General features: G+C 67.9%; 20 protein-coding genes. 7 read left to right on the plus strand and 13 right to left on the minus strand.

Annotated elements, in window-relative coordinates:
• Positions 1 to 46: 46 nt before the first annotated feature.
• The 7 genes from pdeM to LZ686_RS06185 form a co-directional block, all read right to left on the minus strand.
• Positions 47 to 703 (minus strand): ligase-associated DNA damage response endonuclease PdeM, encoded by a 657-nt coding sequence (pdeM, locus tag LZ686_RS06155; RefSeq protein WP_349547283.1) that lies wholly within the window; start codon positions 701 to 703, stop codon positions 47 to 49.
• The gene (locus LZ686_RS06160; protein WP_349547284.1) at positions 700 to 3075 is read right to left on the minus strand and encodes a ligase-associated DNA damage response DEXH box helicase; all 2376 of its coding nucleotides are present in this window, start codon (positions 3073 to 3075) and stop codon (positions 700 to 702) included. Before LZ686_RS06160 ends, pdeM begins: the two co-directional genes overlap by 4 nt.
• A complete protein-coding gene (locus tag LZ686_RS06165; RefSeq protein ID WP_349547285.1) occupies positions 3072 to 4622 on the minus strand; it encodes a cisplatin damage response ATP-dependent DNA ligase in 1551 nt (516 codons plus the stop codon). The genes LZ686_RS06160 and LZ686_RS06165 overlap by 4 nt, the downstream gene beginning before the upstream one ends.
• A complete protein-coding gene (locus tag LZ686_RS06170; RefSeq protein WP_349547286.1) occupies positions 4619 to 5611 on the minus strand; it encodes a ligase-associated DNA damage response exonuclease in 993 nt (330 codons plus the stop codon). The genes LZ686_RS06165 and LZ686_RS06170 overlap by 4 nt, the downstream gene beginning before the upstream one ends.
• A gap of 59 nt (positions 5612 to 5670) precedes the next feature.
• Complete coding sequence (locus LZ686_RS06175) at positions 5671 to 6561, minus strand: DMT family transporter (RefSeq protein ID WP_349547287.1); 891 nt, start codon at positions 6559 to 6561, stop codon at positions 5671 to 5673.
• Between the two features lie 124 nt (positions 6562 to 6685).
• Positions 6686 to 6985, minus strand: coding sequence for an HU family DNA-binding protein (locus LZ686_RS06180; RefSeq protein ID WP_042246023.1), 300 nt, complete (start codon positions 6983 to 6985; stop codon positions 6686 to 6688).
• Between the two features lie 147 nt (positions 6986 to 7132).
• Positions 7133 to 8617 carry an AMP nucleosidase gene (locus LZ686_RS06185; RefSeq protein WP_349547288.1) on the minus strand — a complete coding sequence of 495 codons (1485 nt, stop codon included), beginning with the start codon at positions 8615 to 8617 and terminating at the stop codon, positions 7133 to 7135.
• Between the two features lie 94 nt (positions 8618 to 8711).
• Here LZ686_RS06185 and LZ686_RS06190 point away from each other — a divergent pair, with 94 nt between their 5' ends.
• The 3 genes from LZ686_RS06190 to LZ686_RS06200 are packed head-to-tail and all read left to right on the plus strand — an operon-like array spanning position 8712 to position 11806.
• Positions 8712 to 9566 carry an SDR family oxidoreductase gene (locus LZ686_RS06190; RefSeq protein ID WP_349547289.1) on the plus strand — a complete coding sequence of 285 codons (855 nt, stop codon included), beginning with the start codon at positions 8712 to 8714 and terminating at the stop codon, positions 9564 to 9566.
• A gap of 49 nt (positions 9567 to 9615) precedes the next feature.
• Complete coding sequence (locus tag LZ686_RS06195) at positions 9616 to 10839, plus strand: UbiH/UbiF/VisC/COQ6 family ubiquinone biosynthesis hydroxylase (protein WP_349547290.1); 1224 nt, start codon at positions 9616 to 9618, stop codon at positions 10837 to 10839.
• A gap of 55 nt (positions 10840 to 10894) precedes the next feature.
• Positions 10895 to 11806, plus strand: a complete 912-nt coding sequence (locus tag LZ686_RS06200; protein ID WP_045982290.1) for a glutaminase — start codon at positions 10895 to 10897, stop codon at positions 11804 to 11806.
• Positions 11807 to 11810: 4 nt separating this feature from the next.
• Here LZ686_RS06200 and LZ686_RS06205 read toward each other — a convergent pair whose 3' ends face one another.
• On the minus strand, positions 11811 to 13232 hold the full coding sequence (locus LZ686_RS06205) for a UdgX family uracil-DNA binding protein (RefSeq protein WP_349547291.1): 1422 nt from the start codon (positions 13230 to 13232) through the stop codon (positions 11811 to 11813).
• Positions 13229 to 14464 (minus strand): putative DNA modification/repair radical SAM protein, encoded by a 1236-nt coding sequence (locus tag LZ686_RS06210; RefSeq protein WP_349547292.1) that lies wholly within the window; start codon positions 14462 to 14464, stop codon positions 13229 to 13231. The genes LZ686_RS06205 and LZ686_RS06210 overlap by 4 nt, the downstream gene beginning before the upstream one ends.
• A gap of 151 nt (positions 14465 to 14615) precedes the next feature.
• Here LZ686_RS06210 and LZ686_RS06215 point away from each other — a divergent pair, with 151 nt between their 5' ends.
• The 3 genes from LZ686_RS06215 (at position 14616) to LZ686_RS06225 (ending at position 17297) form a co-directional block, all read left to right on the plus strand.
• Positions 14616 to 15206, plus strand: a complete 591-nt coding sequence (locus LZ686_RS06215) for a LolA family protein (protein ID WP_045982343.1) — start codon at positions 14616 to 14618, stop codon at positions 15204 to 15206.
• 90 nt (positions 15207 to 15296) lie between these two features.
• The gene (locus LZ686_RS06220) at positions 15297 to 16538 is read left to right on the plus strand and encodes an MFS transporter (RefSeq protein WP_127897557.1); all 1242 of its coding nucleotides are present in this window, start codon (positions 15297 to 15299) and stop codon (positions 16536 to 16538) included.
• An 84-nt stretch (positions 16539 to 16622) separates the two neighbouring features.
• On the plus strand, positions 16623 to 17297 hold the full coding sequence (locus tag LZ686_RS06225) for an HAD family acid phosphatase (protein WP_295169237.1): 675 nt from the start codon (positions 16623 to 16625) through the stop codon (positions 17295 to 17297).
• Here the strand turns inward: LZ686_RS06225 and LZ686_RS06230 are convergent.
• The 4 genes from LZ686_RS06230 to LZ686_RS06245 all read right to left on the minus strand — a co-directional run bounded on the left by LZ686_RS06230 (position 17294) and on the right by LZ686_RS06245 (position 22998).
• Positions 17294 to 18724, minus strand: a complete 1431-nt coding sequence (locus tag LZ686_RS06230; protein ID WP_349547293.1) for a sulfotransferase — start codon at positions 18722 to 18724, stop codon at positions 17294 to 17296. The two genes, LZ686_RS06225 and LZ686_RS06230, sit on opposite strands and share 4 nt — an antisense overlap.
• Before the next feature lie 139 nt (positions 18725 to 18863).
• Positions 18864 to 19913: a hypothetical protein gene (locus LZ686_RS06235; protein ID WP_273744060.1), complete on the minus strand. Its 1050-nt coding sequence runs from the start codon at positions 19911 to 19913 to the stop codon at positions 18864 to 18866.
• An 82-nt stretch (positions 19914 to 19995) separates the two neighbouring features.
• A complete protein-coding gene (locus LZ686_RS06240) occupies positions 19996 to 22569 on the minus strand; it encodes a rhamnan synthesis F family protein (RefSeq protein ID WP_349547294.1) in 2574 nt (857 codons plus the stop codon).
• Entirely contained in the window at positions 22570 to 22998 is a 429-nt protein-coding gene (locus LZ686_RS06245) for a hypothetical protein (protein WP_349547295.1), read from the minus strand.
• A gap of 262 nt (positions 22999 to 23260) precedes the next feature.
• Here LZ686_RS06245 and LZ686_RS06250 point away from each other — a divergent pair, with 262 nt between their 5' ends.
• Entirely contained in the window at positions 23261 to 24196 is a 936-nt protein-coding gene (locus LZ686_RS06250) for an NAD-dependent epimerase/dehydratase family protein (RefSeq protein ID WP_139598255.1), read from the plus strand.
• Positions 24197 to 24206 lie beyond the last annotated feature (10 nt).

The following is a 24206-nucleotide window of genomic DNA, read 5'->3' on the forward strand; positions in this document are numbered from 1 at the left end:
CCACTCAGGATGACGGGGGCTGGCCGCGATGTGTGCCGGCCCTTTTTCATGCGCGGCGACGCATGCCCACCGGCACCGGCAGGGCGCGCGCCCCGCAAGCGATTGCCAACCCCTGCGGCACCAGCGCGGCCAGCGCCCTGTCCGTGACCTCCAGCCCGCCGGTATAGGCACCGAACGCGGGCAGGATCAGATGGTCGCGGCCGACAAGGAAACACCGCCGCCGCTGACCCGCCAGCCGGATGCAGGGGTGGTAATGGCCCGACACGTCCGGCCCCTGACCCGCCTCGTGGCGCAGGATCAGGCCGTCATGCAGGGCCTCGGCGGTATCGCCGGGCAGGCGGGGACAGATCGCCCCGGGGTCGTGGTTGCCGCTGACCCAGATCCAGCGCCGGCCCTGGGCCATCGTGCGCAGCCGGTCGCAGACATCGTCAGCCAGCGCGCGCCCCGCCGCGTCGTCGTCGAACCCGTCCCCCAAGCTGACGACCACCGCGGGATCGGTCGCTGCGATCTCCGCCTGAAGGCGGTGCAGCGTCTCCAGCGTCTCATAGGGGGGCAGCAGGGCACCCCCGCGCCGCGCCATGCGTTCGGATTTGCCCAGATGCAGGTCGGCCACGATCAGCCATCGCCGTTCCGGCCAGAACAGCGCACCGGTAGCCCGCGCCTGCAGCGCCTGACCGTCGAAATCAAAAGGGTGGAACGTCACGAAAGCCCTGCCTCTGCCATCAATGCCGCAGCCTCCGCCTCTGCCATGCGCTCGCGGCCCTGTCCCGCGATGGGCACGCGGCCCAGCTCCAGCATCAGCGGCGCGGCCAGGGGCGACACGCGCTCCAGCATGCGATGGTCCAGGCGGTCGGTGCGGTCCAGCATTTCCTCGATCCGGCCGAAATCCACAAGCCCCCGGCTGGCCTCGGCCGCGGTGATGCGCAGCATCAGGTGGTCCGGGTCGTACTTGCGCAGCGTGTCGTACAGGATGTCGCTGGAAAACGTCGCCTGCCGCCCCGATTTTCGCGCCCCGGGCAGGTTGCGCTGGATCAGGCCCGCGATGGTCGCCACGTTGCGAAAGCTGCGCTTCATCACGGCATTGCTGGCCAGCCAGTCGCCCAGACCCTCGCGCAGGCCGTCGCGGTCCAGCAGCGGCGCGGGGTCGGTCACCGGGTCCAGCGACCAGATCAGCAGGGCGTAATCGGTGGCCAGGAATCCCAGGGGGGCCAGCCCCGCCTCCTCCATCAGCCGCGTCATCAGCAGACCCAGGGTCTGCAGCGCATTGCGCCCGGCAAAGCCGTAGACCGCCAGATGCCAGCGACCCTGATGGGGAAACGCCTCGGTCAGCAGGGTGCCGGGACGCGGCAGGGTGCTGACCTGCGCCTGCAGCGCCAACCAGTCGCGGGTGTCGGCGGGCAGCCCCGCATGCGCCGCTGGATCGCCGATCAGCGCCAGCACCCGGTGCGACAGCTGCGTCGACGTGGCCAGCTTCATGCCCGAGAAGGTGGCGATGCGGGGCTCCTTCGAAGGCTGTTTCGTGACCTCGACCACCATCTCGCGCAGCGCGTCATAGCGCACCGTCTGCCCGCCGATCAGGAAGGTGTCGCCCGGGGCCAGGGTCGCGGCAAAGCCCTCCTCGACCTCCCCCAGGGGCGCGCCGCCGCGTCCGCGAAAGCGGACCTTCAGCATCTCGGCCTCGACGATGGTGCCGATGTTCATGCGCAGGTTTCGTGCCGCGCGCGGGTCGCGCAGGCGCCACAGCCCGTCGCGTTCCATCAGCCGCTGCCAGCGGTCATAGGCCCGAAGCGCATAGCCACCCGTCGCCGCGAACTCCAGGCAGGCGTCGAAATCGGCGCGGGTCAGGTCGCGATAGGGCCCGGCGGTGCGGACCTCGGCGAACAGCGCATCGGCGTCGAACGGCCCCGCGCAGGCAGTCAGCAGGATGTGCTGGCACAGCACGTCCAGCGGCCCCGGTCCGCGGTCGTCGCCGTCCAGATCGCGTTCGCGCACGGCCTGCAGGGCGGCCACGCATTCGATCACTTCGAAGCGGTTGGCGGGCACGATCCGCGCCCGCGACGGCGCGTTATAGCGGTGGTTCGCGCGCCCGATCCGCTGGACCAGCCGCTTGACGTTGCGCGGCGCGCCGACCTGGATCACCAGATCCACCGCGCCCCAGTCGATGCCCAGATCCAAGCTGCCGGTCGCCACCACGGCGCGCAATTCGCCTGCGGCCATCGCGGCCTCGGTCCGGGCGCGGGCCTCGCGCGAGAGGCTGCCGTGATGCAACCCGATGGGCAGGTTCGCGTCATTCGCGGCCCACAGCGCCTGAAAGAACAGCTCGGCCTGGGCGCGGGTGTTGATGAAGATGATCGTGGTCGTGGCCTGCGCCACGGCCTCCAGCACGTCCGGCACGGCGTAATGCCCGCCCGCGCCGGCCCAGGGCGGGGCCTTGGCGGTGGGCAGCATGGCGATGTCGGGGTTGGGGCCGGGATCGGCGTGGATCACGGTGGCACCGCCCATGAAGCGGGCCAGCCGCGACGGGTCCTCGACCGTGGCGGAGAGGCCCGTGACCTGCAGGTCGGGCGCCAGCGCGCGCAGCCGCGACAGGGCCAGCATCAGCTGATCGCCGCGCTTGTTCTCGGCCAGGGCATGCAGCTCGTCCAGCACCACCCGGCGCAGGCCCCCAAAGATCGCGGGCGCCTGTTCATAGGACAGCATCAGGGCCAGCGATTCCGGCGTGGTCAGCAGGATGTCGGGCGGGTCCATGCGCTGGCGGGCGCGCTGGCTGGCGCGGGTGTCGCCGGTGCGGTCCTCGATGCGGATGTCGAGGCCCAGATCGGCGACCGGGCGCGACAGGTTGCGCGCGATATCCGCCGTCAGCGCCTTCAAGGGCGAGACGTACAGCGTGTGCATCCCCCGATGCGGCGCGGTCAGTTCGACCAGCGACGGCAGGAACCCCGCCAGAGTCTTGCCGCCCCCGGTCGGGGCGATCAGCAGGCTGTCACCCGTGGCCTCCAGCAGGGCCAGCTGATGCGGATGCGGCTGCCAGCCCTGCCGGGCGAACCAGTCCTGGAACGCGGGGGGCAGCGTCACGGGATCATGTCCTTCAGCGTCTGCAACCGGTCGGCCTCGGCGGCGGGCTTGTCCCATCGGATGCGGCTGATGCGGGGAAAGCGCATCGCGACCCCGGATTTGTGGCGCGGAGAGGCGTTCAACCCCTCGAACGCGACCTCCAGCACCAGCTTGGGCGCAACGGAGCGCACGGGGCCAAAACGTTCGGTGGTGTTGTTCCGAACGAACCGGTCCAGCTCGCGCAGCTCCTCATCGGTGAAGCCGAAATAGGCCTTGCCCACCGGCACCAGCGCGTCGCCGTCCCACAGGCCGAAGGTGAAGTCGCTGTAAAATCCCGACCGCTTGCCATGCCCGCGCTGCGCATAGAGCATCACCGCATCCACCACCATCGGGTCGCGCTTCCACTTGAACCAGGGCCCGCGCGGGCGGCCGCCGACGTAAGGGCTGTCGCGGCGCTTGATCATCACGCCTTCGATCACGATCGAGGGCGGGTCGGCGCGCAGGGCCGCCAGGTCGTCCCAGGTCCGAAAGGGCAGCAGCGGCGACAGGTCGATCCGGTCGCTGCCGAAATCGGCGTCCTCCAGCACCGCGCGCCGCTCGTGATGCGGCAGGTCGCGCAGGTCGCGCCCCTGCCAGATCATCGCGTCATAGACCCTGAGGCCCGCCGGATGGCTGTCCAGCATCGCGCGGCCCACCACCTTGCGGCCCAAGCGTTTCTGCAGGTCGCCAAAGGGCGCCACGTCGGCGCCCCGCCGCACCAGCAGCTCGCCATCCAGCGCGCCGTCGAAGTTCAGCGCCTCCAGCAGGTCGGGAAAGGCCGCGCCCACATCCTCTCCGGTCCGGGAATAGAGGCGCCGCGTGCCGCCGTCATTGATCGCCTGCACGCGGATGCCGTCCCACTTCCATTCCGCCGTGTAATCGGCGGGATCGAAGGCGCGCAGTTGATCCAGATCGACCGGCGTGGAGAGCATAACCGGCCGGAAGGGCGCGCGGGCCGCGTGTTCGGGGCGTGCACCCCCCGCGATCCAGTCGAACAGGGGCTGATAGGGGGGCGTCAGGCCGTGCCAGATCTCCTCGATGTCCTTGACCTCGGGGGGGCCCATCTCGGCCAAGGCCATGCGCGCCATGCGTGCGGACAGGCCCACGCGCATGTTTCCCGTGGCCAGCTTCAGGAAGGCCAGCCGCTGCGACGGGCCAAGCCGGTCCAGCATCGCGGTGATCGCCGCAGGCAGGCCCGCGCGGCCCGTGTCGCGCAGGAGCGCCACCGCATCCCGCAGGGGCACGTCCTGATCCTGGTCGGTGTCCCACAAGAGCGCGATGGTCTCGGCCAGATCGCCGACGAAATCATAGGACATCGCGAAGAGCTGTTCGTCCACCCGCCCCGCCATCAGCCCGCGCAACAGGCCCGGCGTCACCGCCCTGAGCTTCAGATCACCGGTCAGCGCGGCCAGCGCATATCCGCGGTCGGGGTCGGGCGTGGCCTCCAGGTAATGGCGCAGCAGGCGCAGCTTGGCGTTGCGCGCAGCGGTGAAGGCCAACCGTTCCAGCAGATGGGCAAAAGCCTTCATTCCGGCTCATCCTCGTATCCGATCAGGCGCAGGGGGCGGGACGCGATGCCCTGCAGCTCGCACCAGCGCATCAGCCCGTCTTCAGTCCCGTGGGTGATCCAGACCTCCTGGGGGGCCAGCTCAAGAATGGTCTGTGTGACCTGCGGCCAGTCGACATGGTCGCTGATGACCAGGGGCAGCTCCACCCCCCGCTGCCGCGCCCGCGCCCGCACCGTCATCCAGCCCGAGGCAAAGCCGATCACCGGGTCGCGGAACCGCTGGACCCAGGCACTGGCAAAGGCGGATGGCGGCGCGATGACCAGCTGGGCATCGACCTGTTTCGCGGTGGCGGGGATCAGCGGGCCCAGGTCGATCCCTTGTTCCACATGAAAATCGCACAACCGCTGCAGCGCGCCATGGATGGCGATGGGACCGTCGATCCCGGCCTGTCGGGCCAGCGCGATGACCCGCTGCGCCTTGCCCAGGGCATAGGCGCCGATCAGGTGCTGGCGTTCGGGAAACTCGGCCATGCTGGCGATCAGCTTGGTCATCTCGGTCAGCGGGTCGGGGTGGCGGAAGACCGGCAGGCCGAAGGTCGCCTCGGTCACGAAGATGTCGCAGGGCACCGGCTCATAGGGGGCGCAGACCGGGTTCGGGGCGCGGCAGTAGTCGCCGGACACGACGATCTTGGGGCCGCGGTCGGGCATCACGGCGATCTGGGCCGAGCCCAGGATATGGCCCGCGGGGTGAAAGCTGACCTGCACGTCGCCAATGCGGGCCACCCCTTCCGCGGCCTGCCGGGTGCCGGTGAAATCCTCGCCATAGCGGATCGCCATGATGTCCAGCGTCTGCTGCGTGGCCATGACGGCCCCATGACCCGCACGGGCGTGGTCGCCATGCCCGTGCGTGATCAGCGCGCGGGGCACCGGGCGGACCGGGTCGATGTAGAAATCGCCGGGCGGGCAATAGAGCCCGGCCTCGGTCGGGTGCAGGATCTGGTCGGGACGCATGGCACCATCATCGCAGGGGTTGGCGCGGGTTCAACGCCGCCGATGGCCGCAGGGGTCCGTCAGCTGGGCGGCGGGCGCTTGACCGGGGGCGCCTTGGACAGCTGCACCGCCAGGATGCCGGCCATGATGACCGCGACGCCGATCACGTCGCCCGCGCCCAGATCCTCGCCCAGGAACAGGGCGGCGGTGGCCACGCCGAAGAAGGGCGTCAGAAAGTGGAACGTCGCCGCGCGCACCGCGCCGATGCGCCCGACCAGCATGAACCACACCCAGGTCGCCACCAGCCCCGGCACGATCACCGTATAGAGGAACGCCACGACCAGGCGCGGGGTATAGGTGACGTCCCAGGTCTCGAACCAGGGCGCGATCAGGCCCAGGGTCACGGCGCCGACCAGCATCTGCAGGCCCACGATCATCATCACGTTGCCGCCCGAACTGGCGCCCCGCACCGTCAGGGTCGCCACCGCCAGCGCCAGCGCCGCGACAAAGCACATGACGATGCCGGTCAGATCGCTGCCGCCCTGCAGGCGCGCGCCCATGATGATCGCGACGCCCACCACGCCCAGGATCAGGCCGCCCACGCCCATCGGGCGCAGGCGCTCGCCCATCAGGCTCCAGCCCAGGGCGGCTACCATCAGCGGCATGGTCGCAGCGATGATCGAGGCCAGGCCCGCCTCGATCCATTGCATCGCGGTCCAGTTCAGGCCCAGGTACAGCGCGTTCTGGCACAGCCCCAGGATCAGCACGGCGCGCCACTGCGTCCGCGTCAGGGTGCGCCAGGTTTGCCCCATGGCCAGCGCGATCATCACGCCCACCACGCCCGACAGCGCAAAGCGCAGGGCCAGCGCCATCAGCGGCGGCGCCTCGGTCACGATCATCCGGGTCGAGGTGAAGGCCGAGGCCCACATCACCGCGAAGGCCAGACCCATCAGCAACGCGCGAAGATCCATGGACCAGGCCTTTCTTGCAGGTGATGCAAAACGGCTAGCAGAGCACCGCCGTGGGGTGAAGACATAAAGAAAAGGGGCCGTGCTCGATGGCACGACCCCGATCCGTCATCGCAGCATCTGCGGATCAGCTGTTGACGCTGTCCTTCAGGGCCTTGGCGATGGTGACCTTGACCTGCTTGTCGGCCGGCTTGGTCATCATTTCCTGGGTCTGCGGGTTGCGGACCTGACGCTCGGGGCGGGCGCGGCAGGCGATCTTGCCGATGCCCGGCAGGGTCACCGCGCCGCCGCCGGCGACTTCGCGGGTCACGATCGCCACGATCGCGTCCAGAGCGGCCGAAGCGGATTTCTTGTCCGAGCCCATTTCTTCGGCGATCGTCGCCACCAGTTGGGTCTTGGTCATCGGTTTTGCAGCAGCCGTAGCCATGGTCCGTCTCCTCTTGCCCTGTTGCACCGGGCCCACAAATTGCGCCTTTTGCGGCATATCGCCTGCTACACACGGTTTTGACGGGCAGATCAAGCCTTTTTCGCCCCGCGCGCGAAAACCCGCGTTTGCTGGTGTTTTGCCGCCGCGCTACAGGAACGCCGTCTCGCTGAAGGACCGCAGCTTGCGCGAATGGATGCGCTCCAGCGGCATGTCGCGCAGCTTCTCCATCGCGCGGATGCCGATCAGCAGATGGTTGGCGACCTGCGTGCGATAGAAGTCCGTCGCCATGCCCGGCAGCTTCAGCTCTCCGTGCAGCGGCTTGTCGCTGACGCAGAGCAGCGTGCCGTATGGGACGCGGAACCGGAACCCGTTCGCGGCGATCGTGGCGCTTTCCATGTCCAGCGCGACCGCGCGCGACAGCGACAGGCGGTGGACCGGGCCGGACTGGTCGCGCAGCTCCCAGTTGCGGTTGTCGATGGTGGCGACGGTGCCCGTGCGCATGATGCGCTTCAACTCGTACCCGTCCAGTTGGGTGACCTCGGCCACGGCCTCCTGCAGGGCGACCTGGACCTCGGCCAGGGCCGGGATCGGCACCCAGACGGGCAGATCGTCGTCCAGCACATGATCCTCGCGCAGATAGGCGTGGGCCAGGACGAAATCGCCCAGGGACTGGCTGTTCCTCAGGCCCGCGCAATGGCCCACCATCAGCCAGACATGCGGGCGCAGCACCGCGATGTGGTCGGTGGCGGTCTTGGCGTTGGACGGGCCGACGCCGATATTGACCAGCGTGATCCCCTGCCCGTTCGCGCGTTTCAGGTGATAGGTCGGCATCTGCGGCAGCTTGGACAGCGGCACGATCGTGTCATGGCCGTCGGTGATCTGCTGGTTTCCGGGGGCGACGAAGGCGGTATAGCCGCTGTCCGGGTCCGACAGGACGCGGCGGGCAAAGGCCTCGAACTCGTCGACATAGAACTGATAGTTGGTGAACAGGACGAAGTTCTGGAAATGCTCGGGCGCGGTCGCCGTGTAATGGGCCAGGCGCGCCAGCGAATAATCCACACGCTGCGCGGTGAACGCCGCCAGGTGCTGGCTGCCATCGGACATGGCGCCGGCCACGCCGTTCACGATGTCGTCGTTCATGGTGTTGAGGTCCGGCACGTCAAAGACGTCGCGCAGGCTGAAATCCAAAACGCCCTCCTGCGGGACGGCCAGGTCGCTCTGGGCGGCGACCGCGAAATGGACAGGCATGGGCGTGTCCGACAGGCCGATGGTCACCGGCACCCCGTGATTCTTGATCAGCAGGCCCAGCTGCTCGGTCAGGTAATGCTGGAACAGGTCGGGGCGCGTCACCGTGGCCGCATAGACGCCGGGCGCGACCACATGGCCGAAGGACAGGCGGCTGTCGATCTTGCCATGCGTCGGGACGATCAGCCGCACCTCGGGGTAGAAGGCGCGATAGCGCGCGACGGGGGACGTGCCTTCCAGGATGGCGGTGAAATGGCCCAGCAGAAAGCCGGTCGCCTGGTCGTACAGCGCACGCAGATGGGCCACGGCCGCGGCCGCGTCGGTAAAGTCGCGGGGCGCCGCGGCGTCGGGGGTCTGGACCGGCAGAAAGCGGGCGTCTGTCGTCATCGGATCTGTCCTTCTTGCTGCGCCGACCCTGCCAGCGCGGCAGGCGGCAGGCAAGCGTCTGGCGCAGCCACGCGCGCGCCGTTACGGTGCCGTCATGAAGATGCTCGTTTTCGGTCACGGCTACAGCGCCGGCTTCCTGACACCCCTGTTGACCGCCCGCGGCTGGCAGGTCACCGGCACCACCCGCGACGACCCTGACCGCGTCGCGGCCGCAGGCGCCGTGCCCCTGCTGTGGCCGGGGTCCGAGGATGCGCTGCGCACGGCCATCGCCCAGGCCGACGCGATCCTGGTCAGCACCGCGCCCGGACCGGACGGCGACCCGGTTCTGGCCGTGTTCCGCGAGGACCTGGCCCGCGCGCGGCCGCGCTGGCTGGGCTATCTGTCGACCACCGGCGTCTATGGCGACCGCGACGGGGGCTGGGTCGACGAGGATTCGGTCCTGGACGGATCGGGCCCGCGCGGCCAGGCGCGCATCGCCGCCGAAGGCGCATGGCAGGACCTGGCGCGGTCGCATGACCTGCCGCTGCACATCTTCCGGTTGGCGGGGATCTATGGTCCCGGTCGCGGTCCGTTCCAGAAGGTCCGCGACGGCACCGCGCGGCGCATCATCAAGCCCGGCCAGGTCTTCTCGCGCATCCATGTCGAGGATATTGCCCAGGTCCTGCTGGCCTCGATCGACGCGCCCGACCCGATCGGCATCTACAACGTCTGCGACGACGACCCGGCCCCGCCTCAGGACGTGATCGCTCATGCGGCGACCCTGCTGGGCCTGCCCTTACCGCCCGCGGTGCCCTTCGATCAGGCCGACATGACCCCGATGGCGCGGTCCTTCTATGGCGACAGCAAGCGGGTCCGGAACGACCGGATCAAGCGCGATCTGGGCGTCACGCTGCGCTATCCCGACTATCGCACCGGTCTGGCCGCGCTGCTGGCCCGGGAGGGCGCGTGAGGCCCCGCGCCGCATTGCCTTTGCCCCGGCCCCGTGCAAGCTGCGGGCCATGACACAGGATTTCGACATCGTGGTGGCCGGGGGCGGGCTGAACGGCCCGACCCTTGCGCTGGCGCTGGCCCAGGCCGGGCTGCGCGTGGCCGTGGTCGATCCGCGCCCCCCGCGCGCGCGGTCGGGGGCAGGTTTCGACGGGCGGGCCTATTCGCTGGCCATCGCCTCGGTCCGCGTGCTGCGGGCGCTTGGCCTGTGGGACCGGCTGGCCCCCGACGCCCAGCCCATCCACCAGATCAAGGCGACCCAAGGCCAGCCCGGAGAGGGCGCGGGCCATTTCTTCCTGCATTTCGACAGCGCCGAACTGGGCGAAGGCCCGGTGGGCCATATGCTGGAGGACCGCTTCCTGCACGCCGCCCTGGTTGATGCGATGGAGGGCACGGTCACCACCCTGCCCGGCCTGTCCGTCACCGGCCAGGAGGTCGGCCCGGCGGGCGTCGCCGCGATCCTGTCTGACGGACAGCGGCTGACGGCGCGGCTGCTGATCGGTGCGGACGGGCGCGGATCGGGCGTGGCCACGCGCGCGGGCATCCGGCGCCAGGGCTGGGATTACGGCCAGACCGCGCTGGTCGCGGCCATCGACCATGCTCTGCCCCATCAGGGCATCGCGCATCAGTATTTCATGGCAACCGGGCCTCTGGCGATCCTGCCCCTGCCGGGCAACCGCAGCAACATCGTCTGGTCGGAAACCACCGCGAACGCCGCAGCCATCGCCGCCCTGGACGACGCCGCCTTCCTGGCGGTCCTGCGGCCGCGCTTTGGCGATTTCCTGGGCGATCTGTCGCTGGCGGGGCCGCGCTTCAGCTATCCACTGTCGCTGTCCCTGGCCGAACGCTATGTCGCCGACCGCGTGGCGCTGGTGGGGGACGCGGCGCATGGGGTCCATCCCATCGCGGGCCAGGGCCTGAACCTGGGCCTGCGCGACGTCGCCGCCCTGGCCGAGGTGCTGGTCGATGCCGCCCGACGCGGCGAGGATATCGGCAGCACGCTGGTGCTGGAGCGGTATCAGGCGTGGCGCAGACCGGATGCGACGACGCTAGCACTGGGCATGGACGGGGTGAACCGGCTGTTCGCGACCGACAATCCGGCCGTGGCCGGGCTGCGCGGCGCGGGCATGGGGGTGGTCGATGCACTGCCGGGACTGCGGCGCGGCTTCATGCGGCAGGCGGCGGGGCTGTCCGTGTCGCCGATGCCGCGGATGCTGGCGGGTCAGGCGCTTTAACCTTCCCCGGGCGGCGGTTTCGCGCCATAGGCTCTGCGCAGCATCGGGGGACGCCATGACGCTTGAACGCTTTCTGCAGGACCTGGACCGCGACATCCGCAAGGCCGCCGATTGGGGCAAGGTCGCCGACTATATCCCCGAACTGGCCGGCGTCGCCCCCGATCAGTTCGGCATCGCCGTGGCCCTGGCGGACGGACAGGTGCTGACCGCCGGGCAGGCGGATCGGGGATTTTCCATCCAGTCGGTCAGCAAGGTGTTCGCGCTGGCCTGCGTGCTGGGCCGCATCGGCGAACAGTTGTGGCTGCGCGTGGGGCGCGAGCCGTCGGGCGACCGGTTCGATTCGATCCTGCTCTTGGAACAGGAGAAGGGCCGGCCCCGGAATCCGTTCATCAACGCGGGCGCCATCGTGGTCACCGACCAGCTGCTGACCGGACGCAGCCCCCAGCAGACCCTGGCCGAGATCCTGGGCTTCGTGCGCGCGGCGGCGGAGGATGACGACATCCACATCGACAAGGCCGTCGCCCGGTCCGAGGCGCGGACCGGATACCGCAACGCGGCCCTGGCGCATTACCTGCGCAGCTTTGGCAATCTGCGCAATCCGCCGGATCATGTCATCGGCACCTATGTCCACCAATGCGCGATCGAGATGTCCTGCATCCAGCTGGCCCGCGCGGGCCGGGTGATCGCCGGGCTGGACTGCGCGCCGCCCCTGCTGGCCCCGGTGAAACAGCGGCGCATCAACGCGCTGATGATGACCTGCGGGCAATATGACGGGTCGGGCAATTTCGCCTTCCGCGTGGGCATGCCTGCGAAATCGGGCGTGGGGGGTGGGCTGCTGGTCATCGCGCCGGGCAAGGCGTCGATCGCGATCTGGTCGCCGGGTCTGGACGGATGGGGCAATTCGCAGATGGGCACGCTGGCCGCCGAACGGCTGGCCGAATTCACCGGTTGGTCGGTCTTCGGCTGACGCCTCAGGCCACCATCTGCACGGCCTGCGCCAGATCGGCGCGCAGTTCGGCCAAGGCCGCAGGCGCGCGGTCGGGCGGCAGGCGCAGGATCAGGCTGGGATGCCAGGTGATCAGGACAGGGCCGCCGTCGCGTGCCGGTTCGACCAGACCGCGGCGCGGCGTCAGCGGCTTGCGGTTGCCGGTCAGCGCGAAGGCCGCCGTCGCCCCCAGGGCCACGGTCAGGCGCGGCGCGACCATGCGGCATTCCAGGTCCAGCCACCAGCGGCACTGATCGACATGGTCGCGGTCGGGCGTCTGGTGCAGGCGGCGCTTGCCGCGCGGGGTGAAACGGAAATGCTTGACCGCATTGGTCATCCAGGCGCGGTCGGGGGCCAGCCCGGCCTCGGCCATGGTCCGGTGCAACAGCTGGCCCGCGGGGCCGACGAAGGGCAGGCCCGCCAGATCCTCCTGATCGCCCGGCGCTTCGCCCACCAGCATCAGGCGGGCGGCAGGATCACCCTGCCCCCAGACGGTCTGGGTGGCCGCATGACACAGCTCGCACCGGGTGCAGCGGGCGGCCTGGGACGCGGCCTGCTCCAGCGTGTCGGGGATGCTGTCGTCGGGCTGCTGGCGCAGGCGGGCGGTGATCTTGGGCGCGAAGGCCGGCGCATCGGTCGCACCCGCGTCGCGCATGGCCTGAACCCGGCGCGGCGCATCGGCCAGCATGTCGGGGATCAGCCGGGTTTCGGGCAGGTTCTTCCAGTATTTCTTGGGCATCTCGGACCGCATTGCATTGGTCTTGATGCGCGCGGGGTTGAAGATGTTGGCGAAATAGGTCTGCCACAGGTCATGGCTGGCATCGTCGGGCAGATCGGGGCGCGGGGCCGGGTCGTCATAGGCGATGGTGTCGCCGTCGAACCGGGCGGTGCCTTCGGGCGTGGCGATCAGCCAGTCCATGTCGGCGAACCGCTTTGCAAAGAACGGCGTCCCGGCCTCCAGGATCGGGTGTTCGGGTTCGAACCACGCACCGAAGGCCCGGCGCGGCCCGTCCGAGGGCAGTTCGTGAAACCGGACAAAGGCGTGCATCTTGTGGATGTCGCGGCGCACCGATTTCACCATGCGCGACAGGCGGTCCATCATTGGATCGGCGGGATTGGACAGAAAGCGCCGATCGCCCTGCGCCCGCATCAGTGCCCCGTACAGCAGCGACCAGCGTTCCGGGTCCGAATGGCTGGCGACCTGACGGGCCAGTTGCAGGAACTCCTGCGTGGCGATCACCGGATGATCGCCCGGCGGCGGGGCCGGGTCGGCGCCGAACAGGTCGGGGGGCGTGTCAGGGTCGGCCCAAGTCACGTCCTCCATCGGGACGCGTGCGCTGGCCAGATCGCGAGCGGCCTGACGCCAGGCGTCAAAGCGTCCGAACCGCGGCAGCGTGACCCGGATCATCCGAACAGCGACAGCTGTTCGGGCGGCGGCGCAAAGCGCGCCCGCAGGCCGGCGCTGTCGGTCAGTGCGCCCGGCGTCCAGTCGGGCAGCGTGACGAAGGGCTGGGCCTTGGACATGATCGCGCCCATGCGCAAAAGGTCCGCGTATCGCAGCACGCCGCTCCGGCGCGCGGTCAGGATGCGGCCCACGGTCTTGGTGCCGAAGCCCGGCACGCGCAGCAGCATCTCGCGCGGGGCGCGGGCAACATCGACGGGGAACTGCGCCCGGTTGGCCAGCGCCCAGGCCAGCTTGGGATCGATCGCCAGGTCCAGGTTGCCCGACGGATGCGCCGACCCGATCTCTGTCGCGTCAAAGCCGTAAAAGCGCATCAGCCAGTCGGCCTGATACAGGCGATGTTCGCGCATCAGGGGCGGCTTGATCAGCGGCAGCATGGCCGACGCGTCGGGGATCGGGCTGAAGGCCGAGTAATAGACCCGTTTCAGCTGATACCCCGAATAGAGATTGGCCGAGGTGTTCAGGATGTCGACGTCGGTGGCCTGATCCGCGCCGACGATCATCTGCGTGGACTGCCCGGCGGGGGCGAAGCGCGGCGGGCGCTTGCCCGTATGGCTGCGGTCCTTGGCGGCCTCGCGGCCAAGGCGCACGTCGGCCATGGTCGCACGGATCGTCTCGGGGCGTTTTTCTGGGGCAAGGTGGCGCAGGCTGGCATCCTGGGGCAGTTCCACATTCACCGACAGGCGGTCCGCGAACAGCCCCGCCTGCGCCACCAGGTCGGGCGAGGCGTCGGGGATCGTCTTGAGGTGGATGTATCCCTTGAACCCGTGTTCGATCCGCAGCATCCGCGCGATGCGGACCATGTCGCCCATCGTCTGGTCCGGGCTGCGGATGATGCCCGACGACAGGAACAGCCCCTCGATCATGTTGCGGCGATAGAATTCCAGCGTCAGCCGGACCACCTCCTCCGGAGAGAACCGGGCGCGTTCGACATTGCTGCTGACGCGGTTGATGCAGTAGGCGCAATCATAGATGCAGAAATTCGTCATCAGGATCTTCAGCAGGCTGATGCAGCGCCCGTCCGGCGTATAGGCATGACAGATCCCCGTGCCCCCGGCCGAGCCGATGCCCCCCGACCGCGAATCGCGTCGCGTCGTTCCGCTGGACGCACAGGAGGCGTCGTATTTCGCGGCGTCCGACAGGATCGCCAGCTTGTCCTGCAAGGTGCGCTGTGCCATGCCGGGAAAGATATGTTCCCCATGCGTTCTTCGCAAGGCATCGGGCATGAAACAAATGATGCGGAACCGTCACGGACGCGCGATGGTTGGCTGCGCGTTCATCCGTCAGACGTGATGTGCATCGCAACAGCGAAAGGATATGATCGGGACCATGAACATACGCACCCTCGCCCTTGCGCCCGCCCTTCTTGTCGCCATGGCCTTTCCGGCCTTGGCCGAACGTATTCCGCTGTCCGAGATCTCGCGCTATCTCAACAGCCTGACCACGGTCACGTCCGAGTTCACGCAGATCAACCCGGATGGCACGGTATCGACGGGGACCGTCTATATCCAGCGTCCCGGCCGGGTGCGGTTCGAATACGACAACGACCCGACGCTGGTTCTGGCATCGGGCGGCAACGTGGCGATCTTCGACGGCAAGTCGAACGGCGGCCCGCAGCAGTATCCCCTGTCCCAGACGCCGCTGTCGATCATCCTGGACGCCAACGTGAACCTGGGCCGCCAAGGCATGGTCACCGGTCACAGCGAACAGAACAACGGCACCGTCGTCACCGCGCAGGACCCGCAGCGGCCGCAGAACGGCACCATCCAGATGGTGTTCACCGCGCCGACAGAGCTGCGCCAGTGGGTCGTCACAGACGATACCGGCCAGAAGACCACCGTGATCCTGGGAGAGATGTCAAAGGGCGGAACGATCCCCGCCTCGCGCTTCTCGATCCAGTCCGAGGTGCAGCGCCGCTGACCGGCGGCGATTGCATCCTGACAATTGCGTGATTGACGCGCCCCCATGCCGGGGGCAACGCTGCGGCCGACCCCATCCAAGGCCGCAGCCATGCCCCATTCCCGCATCCTGACACCCGTGCTGATCGGCGGATCGCTGATCCTGCTGATCAACTTTGCACTGCGCGCCAGCTTTGGCGTGTTCCAGATTCCCATCGCACAGGATTTCGGCTGGCCGCGGGCCGAGTTCTCGCTGGCCATCGCGATCCAGAACCTGGCCTGGGGCATCGGCCAGCCGATCTTCGGCGCGATGGCGGAACGCTGGGGCGACCGGTGGGCGATCATCGTCGGCGCGATCCTCTACAGTTCCGGCCTGATCCTCACCGCCTTCGCCACGACGCCCGCCAGCATCCAGCTGCTGGAGATCATCGTGGGCTTCGGCATCGCGGGCACCGGGTTCGGGGTGATCCTGGCCGTGGTCGGCCGGGCCGCCAGCGACGACAACCGCAGCCTGGCCCTGGGCATCGCCACCGCCGCCGGATCGGCGGGACAGGTCTTCGGCGCGCCGTTGGCCGAAGGGCTGCTGGCCTTCTATCCGTGGCAGTCGGTCTTCATCATCTTCGGCGTGATCGTCCTGTCGACGATGCTGTTCCTGCCGATGCTGGGGGACGGCAGGCCCGCGACCCCGTCGCAGCTGGAGGACAGCATGGGCACCGTGCTGCGGCGCGCGTTCCGCGACCCGTCCTTCATGATGATCTTTGCGGGGTTCTTCTCCTGCGGCTATCAGCTGGGCTTCATCACCGCGCATTTCCCCGCGATGATCACCGAGATGTGCGGCCCCATCGACCCTGCCGGCATGCTGGCGGGCCTTGGCATCACCACCACGTCGGCGCTTGGGGCGATCGCCATCTCGTTGATCGGGCTGGCGAATATCGGCGGGGCGATCCTCGCGGGATATCTGGGCAAGCGCTATACCAAGAAATACCTGCTGGCGGGCATCTACACGCTGCGCACCATCGCCGCCGCGGCCTTCATCCTGACGCCGATGACGCCTGCCACGGTGGTCGTGTTCTCGCTGGTCATGGGGGGGCTGTGGCTGGCCACGGTGCCGCTGACCTCGGGTCTGGTCGCCTATATCTATGGGCTGCGCTACATGGGGACGCTTTACGGGTTCGTGTTCCTGTCTCACCAGCTGGGATCGTTCATGGGGGTCTGGCTGGGGGGCAAGCTGTACGACGCGTCGGGCGACTATTTCCTGGTCTGGTGGATCGGCGTGGGCATCGGGGCCTTCAGCGCCCTGATCCACCTGCCCGTCCGCGAGGCGCCCTATCGCATCCCCGCGCCCGCCATCTGACGCCGCGGCGCAGACCACCGGACCGTCATTTGACCCGGCGGCGCGCGCGGCATAGCTATGCTGCGCGCGACCAAAGGACAGATCATGCAGCCCACCCGCACGCCTCACGACCACGCCATCGCCGTCCGCTATCAGCAGGCCTCGGCCGAGGTGCGCGCCCTGCAGCGGCAATGCTATGCGCTGGCCACCCTGCGCCTGCGTGCCGCCGTTGACCAGGCCGGCGGCGGCGCCGGGCTGGCGATCCTCAGCGACATCGACGAGACGATCCTGGACAACAGCGCCGTCATGGCGGCCGCGATGCACAACGAGGGGATGTTCCAGAACATCGACACCTGGCTGCTGTGGGAGCGCGAGGGCAACCCCCACCTGATCCCCGGCGCGGCCGAGTTCTTTGCGCTGGCCGACGACCTGGGCGTCACGATCTTCTACGTCTCGGACCGGTTCGAGGAGAACAAGCTGGCCACCATCGCGACCCTGTCGCGTCTCGGCCTGCCGCAGGTCTGCGCCGAACAGGTCCTGCTGTTCGGTCCGCCCAAGGCCGCCCGCCGCGCGCAGGTCGAGGACGGGCACCGCATCGTGCTGCAGCTGGGCGACACGCTGCACGATTTCCATGGCGCCTTCGCCGGCGCCGCGCTGGAGGATCAGCACCGCCTGACCGAAGACCACGCCGACCGCTTCGGCCAGGACTGGATCGTCTTTCCCAACGCCGCCCATGGCACCTGGATGGAGGCCGAGCTGCGCCCTTGGCAGCGCGACTAGGGCCGCAGCCGCCGCGCCACACGCGACACCGCACGCAGCGGCGCCGTCACGCGCCACGAGGTGCTGGCCAGCAGCTCCGCCTCGCGGGTCGCACCCCAGCGCTGCGCGGCATCGCGTTCGGCACGGGCCGTGGCCAGATCCTCGCGCAGCCGCGCGCCTTCGGCGGTCATCGCCTCGGCTTCGGCGTTCAGGCGGTCACGCTCCCTGCGGCGTTCGGCGGTGACACGTTCCACGCGTTCGGCAAGGTCGTCCAGCCGGTCCGCCATGGCGTTCGGGTCGTCCAGTGCGATGGCCAGCCGCAGGCGCTCCTGCATCTCGCGTTCGCGCTGTTCGGTCAGCTGTCGCAACTGGACCGACGCGACGTGCTGGCGCCGCTCCATGACCTCAAGACGCTCTGCCTGTTCGGCGATCTGGGCGTCACGGCGGTCGGCCTCCTGCCCGGCACGGCTCAGCTCCCGGTGCGCCTGGGTCAGGTCCGCCGTCAGGCTTTCGACCCGGCCCGACAGATGTGCCACCTGACGGGCACGATGCACGGTCCGCAGGGCCAATCCGTCGAACAGCGGCCCGCTGGCATCCAGCGCCGACCGCAGGCGGTCAAGGCGATCGTGATCCTGCGACGATTCTCCCTCATCGACCCATGCGCCCAGGACCTGCTGCAACTCTGCCGCCACCGGAGGCAGGGGCTGTCCGTCGGGACCGGTCGCCGATGCGCCGCGGAAATGCTGCAGGTCACGGCTGAGGAAATCGTCCACCGCGGCGCCGGCCTGATCCGGGCCCCGCGGCCAGTCCAGGTCCAGCGCGTCGGCGATATGGCGGGCCACGGCGCGCCAGTCGTCCATCAGCGCCTCGAAGCTGGTGAAGCAGCGCGGCAGTGCGCGGCTGTCGGCCTCGGCGTCCAGGACGTGGCGCGACCACAGCACCAGCCCGAACTCGGGCTCGTACTCCGCCCACCGGGCCAGCGACGCGGCGACGTCCCACGCGGCACGGTGCGTGTGCACGATCCGGACCTGCGCACCGAAGCGGTCCAACGCGGCAGTCCAGAACGGCAGCAGGCGGCAGATCCGCGGGTCCTTCATGACGAACAGCGCCGCATCGCCGTAATCCGCCCGCAGCACCTCGACGGCCTCGTCCAGCAGGGTGGCCGCCTCGGGGGTGTCGAACCATGCGGCGGGAAAGCGGCGCGGGTCCCACCAGGTGAAGCCAGCCTGCGCCAGCAGACGGTCGTTCAGCCCGGTGATGCGGTTTGATTCGAAGAACCCCTTGGCGTTCATGTCCGAGGGCGCCATCAGGTCCTGCGGAAGTGCCGCACCCAGATGCCCCAGCACACCCGCCAACGCCGAAGTTCCCGACCTGTGCATGCCCAGCACGATCAGGGCGGTTCTGACCGGCGGCACGGTCAGGTCGGTCTGCGGGCTGGTCGAGGTCATCTGATGCGTCTCCGGTCGGGGTCAGAGGCAGCGCGCCCCTCCTCCCAAAGGGGGTCGGTCTGCCTGGCGGGCAGGGACCGACTGTCTGCGTGACGGTCTCCTGCCCATCGCAAATGCCTGCAAGGCGTTCAAGAGAAAGTTACTTCTCCTTGGCCTTGTGTGAAGCCTCAAGCGTCGCAACCCGAGCGCGTAGCGCTATCAGTTCATCATTCAGGCCGAAGACAAGACGCAAAAGATATTGGTCCATTGCCCAAGGCGTGGGATGCTCAACTGGCCGGGGAGGCGTAGTAAAGTCCAGTTCTGGCTGCCCGTTTCGTGCGAGATGCTCGTTCAAGGTTGCGATATCATCTCTGCGATCATCCAAAAGCGTCTTCAATGCATCCTGACTGGGAAACAACTTGTCGATGGTCGACAAAGGTTGTTCAATCCCAGCATCACGCCGAAGAAGATTAGCCACCTTGTCGTACTCTGAGGGGCGCATTGAAATGGGATGCTTGCTGTTGAAAACAGCCTGCGCCGCAATCTCCACTGCAGACGGAGATACGTTCTCATTAATAGGCCGTACCCCTGCGATTTGATTATTAACCAGAAAATGTTCGACAACATCGCCTATGGCGTCGAAGTTGAACACCTTCACCTTGTCGGAAAAAGCATCGTGCCACGGCTTTATGTCGTCAGCAAACCGTATCGATCGTCCTCCGAAAACCGGCATCCAGCTCTCGAAATCACGAACCCTGCCGTCGTATGACTTATGCTTTAGGCCCCACTGCGAATAGGCGCTGATCGCCCACTTGTCGTGACGGCGGACGTAGCATTGTATTTCGATCTCGTGCCCACTCTCGGCGATCTTCTGCAACGCCGGGAGCACCATCCCCGAGCGGGGTGCCAGCCATTCGTTGCTCCAAATAGCCTTGGTGACGCCGTCACGATCGCATTGTGACAGCGCCTCCGACAAAGCGGCGAACATCTCGCCGTTAGCGGTGAGAGGATCGCGGGCATTGGCGAAGAAGATGTCAGAGCCAGACCGCTTCTGCCAATCATGGCGGTTCAACCCTCCACCATGCTCCAGCATAAGTCCAAGATAGGCTATTCCCTGATCAGCAAGAATATCGCGCCCTGAAAGAAGGGTCTCTTGGATGGAACTGGACCCAGTTTTGCCGTGACCAATATGAACGATCAGCTTGACCATGACGTCTCCTGCTTAAGTGTGGTCCAAGGCTTGTCCGCAGATCCCACACACATATTCGTTTGAACGAAGGCGCGGCGCCGGGTCAGACCCGCTCCTCATCATCCTTGTGCAGAAACACCGAATCCAGCCCCATCCGCGCGGCGATGGCGGGCCACAGGCGCTCGATCAGGTGGTACTCGGTGCCGTCGGTCGGGATCGGTTCATTGGGCCAGGGGTGGTCCTCTCCGAACAGGTCCAGCATCTGCCGGGCGACATCGGCTTTGGTCCAGAACATGTTTCCCACCGGGAACAGCAGCGGGTTCTGCGGCATCGGTCCCGGAAAGCGGTCCGCGATGCCCGCCAGCAGACGCCGCGAATCGTCCCAAGGCACGAAATGCGGCTCGAACGGCGCGACCAGGCCCACGTCGGGGTCGGCGATCCGCCGGACGGCCCAGGACAGCATGTCGTGGTCGCCCAGCAGGATGCGATGCAGGAAACGCCGCCAGACATCGCCGTGCGAGGTCGTCTGGACCGACTTCTTCTGATGCAGGTGACACCAGATGCGATCGTCGCCCGCCAGGCCGTCGCGCCCGAACAGCCGCAGGAAGGGCAGGATGTCCCGGCCCTGGTTGGGCACCAGCTGCGTCTGGATGGTCAGGCCGCGGTCGGCGCCCATCTGGCGGATCCGGTCGGCCTTGGCCTCGGTATCGGTGGTCACGACGATGCGCGAGGCCCGTGCGAAGGCCGCCTGATCGCGGAGATCGTCGTCCAGATCGTCGATGTAGAACGCATGGACGTGGATGGCAAAGTCCGCCACCCCGGCGTCGTCCGGCGCGATGGCCCGATACTCCTCCAGGCGCAGGCGGCGGTGCACCCAGTTGTCGGATGCGGCGACGGTCGTACGCGCGTCGTCCACGTCGCGCCACAGCAACCGGCGGCCATAGCGGAACAGCTTCTCGCGTTCCTGCCGGCGCAGGGGGCGGTCGGCCTCGGACTTGGTGAACAGCAGCGGGATGTCGATCCGGCTTTCGCCGAGGACGAAGTTGCGCTGCTGCACCAGGCGGTCGTGCAAGGCGCTGCGCATGCGGTGGAACAGTCGCGGCCCATCGTCATCGGCGGCGGGCAGGTCCTGGTCCGGCGCTCCCGTCTTGCGGGGCAGCGCCAGCAGGGCCCGGACCGCGGCGGCCGGGTCGGCATAGGGGGTGCGCGTGATCCGGTCGGATCCGCGATACCGGTCGTCGGCAAAGCCTGTGGCTCCGTCGAAGCAGACCATCGTCTGGCCGCGCCGCACCGCGTCGAAGACCACGTTCGGCAGCGGGTCCAGCCGCGAGGACAGGAACATCGAATCCGCGGCGTCCATCACGTCCAGATACAGCGGACCCGCCGGCAGCATGAACAGGTTGCCGTCCGGCCGGTTCGCGCCGACCTGGCGGAGGTGATAGTCGAACCAGACGCCGAACCCCATGTCCTGGTGGTTCCGGCCGTCGCCGATCCAGACGAACACGGTGTCGGGGTCCGCATCGGCGCAGATCTGCGCCGCCTGCACGAAGATGTCGGTGCCCTTGCGCCACTGGACATGGCCCGCGCCGCAGACGATGCGCGCATCTGCCAGATCACGGCCCAGGGCCGCGGAAATCCTGCGTCGCGCCTCGACCCGGCGCCGTTCGGTGACCTGCCCGTCGATCAGCGGGTGCTGGGGAATGATGGTGCTGTCAGTCGCGGTGTCGAAGTCGACATCCGCAAGGCGCCCCTGCCAGCTGTCGCGGACATGTTCGGAGGAGAAGATCAGCAGATCCGCAAAGGCCGCCATGTACAGGGACTTCCATGACGGGAACGTATAGTCAGAATATTCATGGATATAGGCCGCGAACGGCACCTGCTGTGCGACCAGCGGATGGATGAACGGCGCGCATTCGACGGAATTCAGGATCGCATGGTCGATTCGGCGGAACACGTCGGCGTTCAGGTAGGGCATCTCGCGCAGCGGGTTCTGGGTCACCAGCGCGCCGCAGCAGTGCGGCAGGAACTGGTCCAGCAGGTCCCCGCCGCGCAGGGCGGCGACCGCGACGTTGTGGGTCCGGCTTGCCTCGCGGACAAGATCGCGCCCGACGACCGGTGCGCCGGTGCGCGACATCTCGTGGACGCAGATCAGGACGGTGGGTAGTTCGGGCCGGAACACCTGCTGGCCCCGGTGCAGTCCCTTGCGCAGATCCGCAAGGGTGCGGCGCCCACCCTCGACCGATCCGAAGCGCAGATAATGCATCAACGGGTTCATCCCCGCCGCCTCGATGTCGGGATACCATTCCAGATAGGCCGACATCGAAAAGTCCGAGATGGCCGCATCGACCGGAGCGCCCAGCAGGATCGCCTCGAACGCCAAGTGCAGGGCATCGGGATGCCCGGCGTCGATCGCCGCGCGAATGCCCGGGTCCGTGACCAGCCTGTCCAGGGCACCGTCGATATGGGGCGCCTGTCGGCGCAGGAGACTGTAATACGTGCCGTTGCGGCCTTCGGCCTTTCCGCAGTCGACGAAATGGCGCAGCAGCGCGGCATCGTCACCGTCGATCTCGGGATAAGTGCGGGCGTAGAATGCCGGGTCGAAGCGAAAATCAGGGCGTCGGTCCGCGATCCCGGCGCGACCGGCAAGGGCCGTCCAGATGTCGTTCAGTTGTGGCATTCAGGCTCCTGCAAAGGCGGCGGCAAGAAAGGCAAAGCGCCGGTCGTCCGACATCGACCGGCCACAGAGATCGCGTGACAGCGACATCAGCAGCGGACTGCTGGCGACGATCGGCGCAAGGCGGAATGCGGTCACGGTTCCCTCCGCCTGCGCCGACCAGGCGACGGGGGCATCGCCGGAAAAGGCAGTCTGTTCGTCCTGCGGTTGACGATAGCGCAGGGCGCACAGATGTTCGGCAAGAAGCCGCTGACAGAGGCAGGCGCAGTCGGCCAACACCTGAAAGGCAGATGGCCGGGGGGTCAGGTGGGTAAAGCGCAGAACGGTCCCGCCGACCCGACCCGGCCCGGGGTGCAAGGCGGTGGCATCGAATGCCCCCACCGGCCCGGCAAGCACAAGGAAGTCGTTTTCTTTCAAAAGCTCGGCAGACAATGCCTGTGCCTGCTGGCTTGCCTTAGCGTGTAGGATCAACACTGTGCCTGCTCCCTCGGGGTGACCTGTTCCGCCGACGCGGTGCTGTCCAAAGACCCGGATTGCGGTGACCGTACAGGGCTTATGGCCAGCCCTGCAGTTGTTTGCAATGCAGCATGTTTCCGGTATGGGTGATCGTGCCAAGGCCACGTTGCGCCGCGCATGTCAGTCACGATCAGCCCGCGTTTCGACGGAATACCGCGACAATAACGGATTATCATTCATGAACCGAACCCTAGTGATCGGCGGCTGCGGCTTCATCGGATCTCATATCGTCGACGCGCTTGTCGCCCGCGGACACAACGTCCGCGTGCTGGACATGAAACCCGAAGCCTTCCGCCCCCCCCTGCCCGGGGTGGAATACGTCAAGGGCAGCTTCTCATCCGAGGATGTCCTGAAGGTTGCCCTGCGCGATGTCGATTCAGTGATCCACAGCGCCAGCACGACGGTGCCCGCGACCTCCAACCTGAACCCGTGCGCCGACATCGAGGGCAACCTGATCGCGACCGTCCGGCTGCTGCACGCGATGCGGGCCCGCAACATCCACAAGCTGGTGTTCCTGTCGTCGGGCGGCACCGTCTATGGCGTGCCCCAGTGCGAGGAGGTGCCCGAAAGCCACCCCCTGCAGCCGATCAGTTCCTACGGGATCGTCAAGGTCGCCATCGAGAACTATCTGCACATGGAGCGCAAGCTGCATGGGCTGGATTTCGTCGCCTTGCGGGCCTCGAATCCCTATGGCCCGCGCCAGGGTCATGCCGGCCTGCAGGGCATCATCGGCACCTATCTGTGGAAGATCGCCCGCGGCGAACAGATTGAGGTATGGGGCGACGGCAGCGTCATCCGCGACTTCATCGACGTCCGCGACCTTGCGGCGCTGTCGGCGATCGCCCTGGAATCGCCGATCAACGGTTGCTTCAATGCCGGTTCGGGCGAAGGCGCATCGGTCAAGCGCATCGTCGAGCTGACGGCACAGATCACCGGGCGGGATCTGTCGCCGCTCTATCGACCCGGCCGCGGCTTCGACGTGCCCAGGATCATCCTGGACATCGCGCGCATTCGAAAGGCGGTCGGATGGAACCCCACCATCCCGCTGGAGCAGGGCATGCGCGACAGCTGGGACTGGATCTGTCAGCAGCAGCAGGTTTCAGCCGTCGCCTAGGCGGCGGCCT

The organism is Paracoccus sp. NFXS7, assembly GCF_040148865.1.
Classification (GTDB): Bacteria; Pseudomonadota; Alphaproteobacteria; order Rhodobacterales; family Rhodobacteraceae; genus Paracoccus; species Paracoccus marcusii.

What these genes read in the sequence shown, in the direction of transcription:
- LZ686_RS06180 (WP_042246023.1), bottom strand. Translation starts at nt 6,985, where the DNA reads ATGGCTACGGCTGCTGCAAAACCGATGACCAAGACCCAACTGGTGGCG.
- LZ686_RS06175 (WP_349547287.1), bottom strand. Translation starts at nt 6,561, where the DNA reads ATGGATCTTCGCGCGTTGCTGATGGGTCTGGCCTTCGCGGTGATGTGG.
- LZ686_RS06220 (WP_127897557.1), top strand. Translation starts at nt 15,297, where the DNA reads ATGCCCCATTCCCGCATCCTGACACCCGTGCTGATCGGCGGATCGCTG.
- LZ686_RS06250 (WP_139598255.1), top strand. Translation starts at nt 23,261, where the DNA reads ATGAACCGAACCCTAGTGATCGGCGGCTGCGGCTTCATCGGATCTCAT.
- LZ686_RS06205 (WP_349547291.1), bottom strand. Translation starts at nt 13,232, where the DNA reads ATGATCCGGGTCACGCTGCCGCGGTTCGGACGCTTTGACGCCTGGCGT.
- LZ686_RS06225 (WP_295169237.1), top strand. Translation starts at nt 16,623, where the DNA reads ATGCAGCCCACCCGCACGCCTCACGACCACGCCATCGCCGTCCGCTAT.
- LZ686_RS06235 (WP_273744060.1), bottom strand. Translation starts at nt 19,913, where the DNA reads ATGGTCAAGCTGATCGTTCATATTGGTCACGGCAAAACTGGGTCCAGT.
- LZ686_RS06200 (WP_045982290.1), top strand. Translation starts at nt 10,895, where the DNA reads ATGACGCTTGAACGCTTTCTGCAGGACCTGGACCGCGACATCCGCAAG.
- LZ686_RS06210 (WP_349547292.1), bottom strand. Translation starts at nt 14,464, where the DNA reads ATGGCACAGCGCACCTTGCAGGACAAGCTGGCGATCCTGTCGGACGCC.
- LZ686_RS06195 (WP_349547290.1), top strand. Translation starts at nt 9,616, where the DNA reads ATGACACAGGATTTCGACATCGTGGTGGCCGGGGGCGGGCTGAACGGC.
- LZ686_RS06215 (WP_045982343.1), top strand. Translation starts at nt 14,616, where the DNA reads ATGAACATACGCACCCTCGCCCTTGCGCCCGCCCTTCTTGTCGCCATG.
- LZ686_RS06230 (WP_349547293.1), bottom strand. Translation starts at nt 18,724, where the DNA reads ATGACCTCGACCAGCCCGCAGACCGACCTGACCGTGCCGCCGGTCAGA.
- LZ686_RS06185 (WP_349547288.1), bottom strand. Translation starts at nt 8,617, where the DNA reads ATGACGACAGACGCCCGCTTTCTGCCGGTCCAGACCCCCGACGCCGCG.
- LZ686_RS06170 (WP_349547286.1), bottom strand. Translation starts at nt 5,611, where the DNA reads ATGCGTCCCGACCAGATCCTGCACCCGACCGAGGCCGGGCTCTATTGC.
- LZ686_RS06240 (WP_349547294.1), bottom strand. Translation starts at nt 22,569, where the DNA reads ATGCCACAACTGAACGACATCTGGACGGCCCTTGCCGGTCGCGCCGGG.
- LZ686_RS06190 (WP_349547289.1), top strand. Translation starts at nt 8,712, where the DNA reads ATGAAGATGCTCGTTTTCGGTCACGGCTACAGCGCCGGCTTCCTGACA.
- LZ686_RS06165 (WP_349547285.1), bottom strand. Translation starts at nt 4,622, where the DNA reads ATGAAGGCTTTTGCCCATCTGCTGGAACGGTTGGCCTTCACCGCTGCG.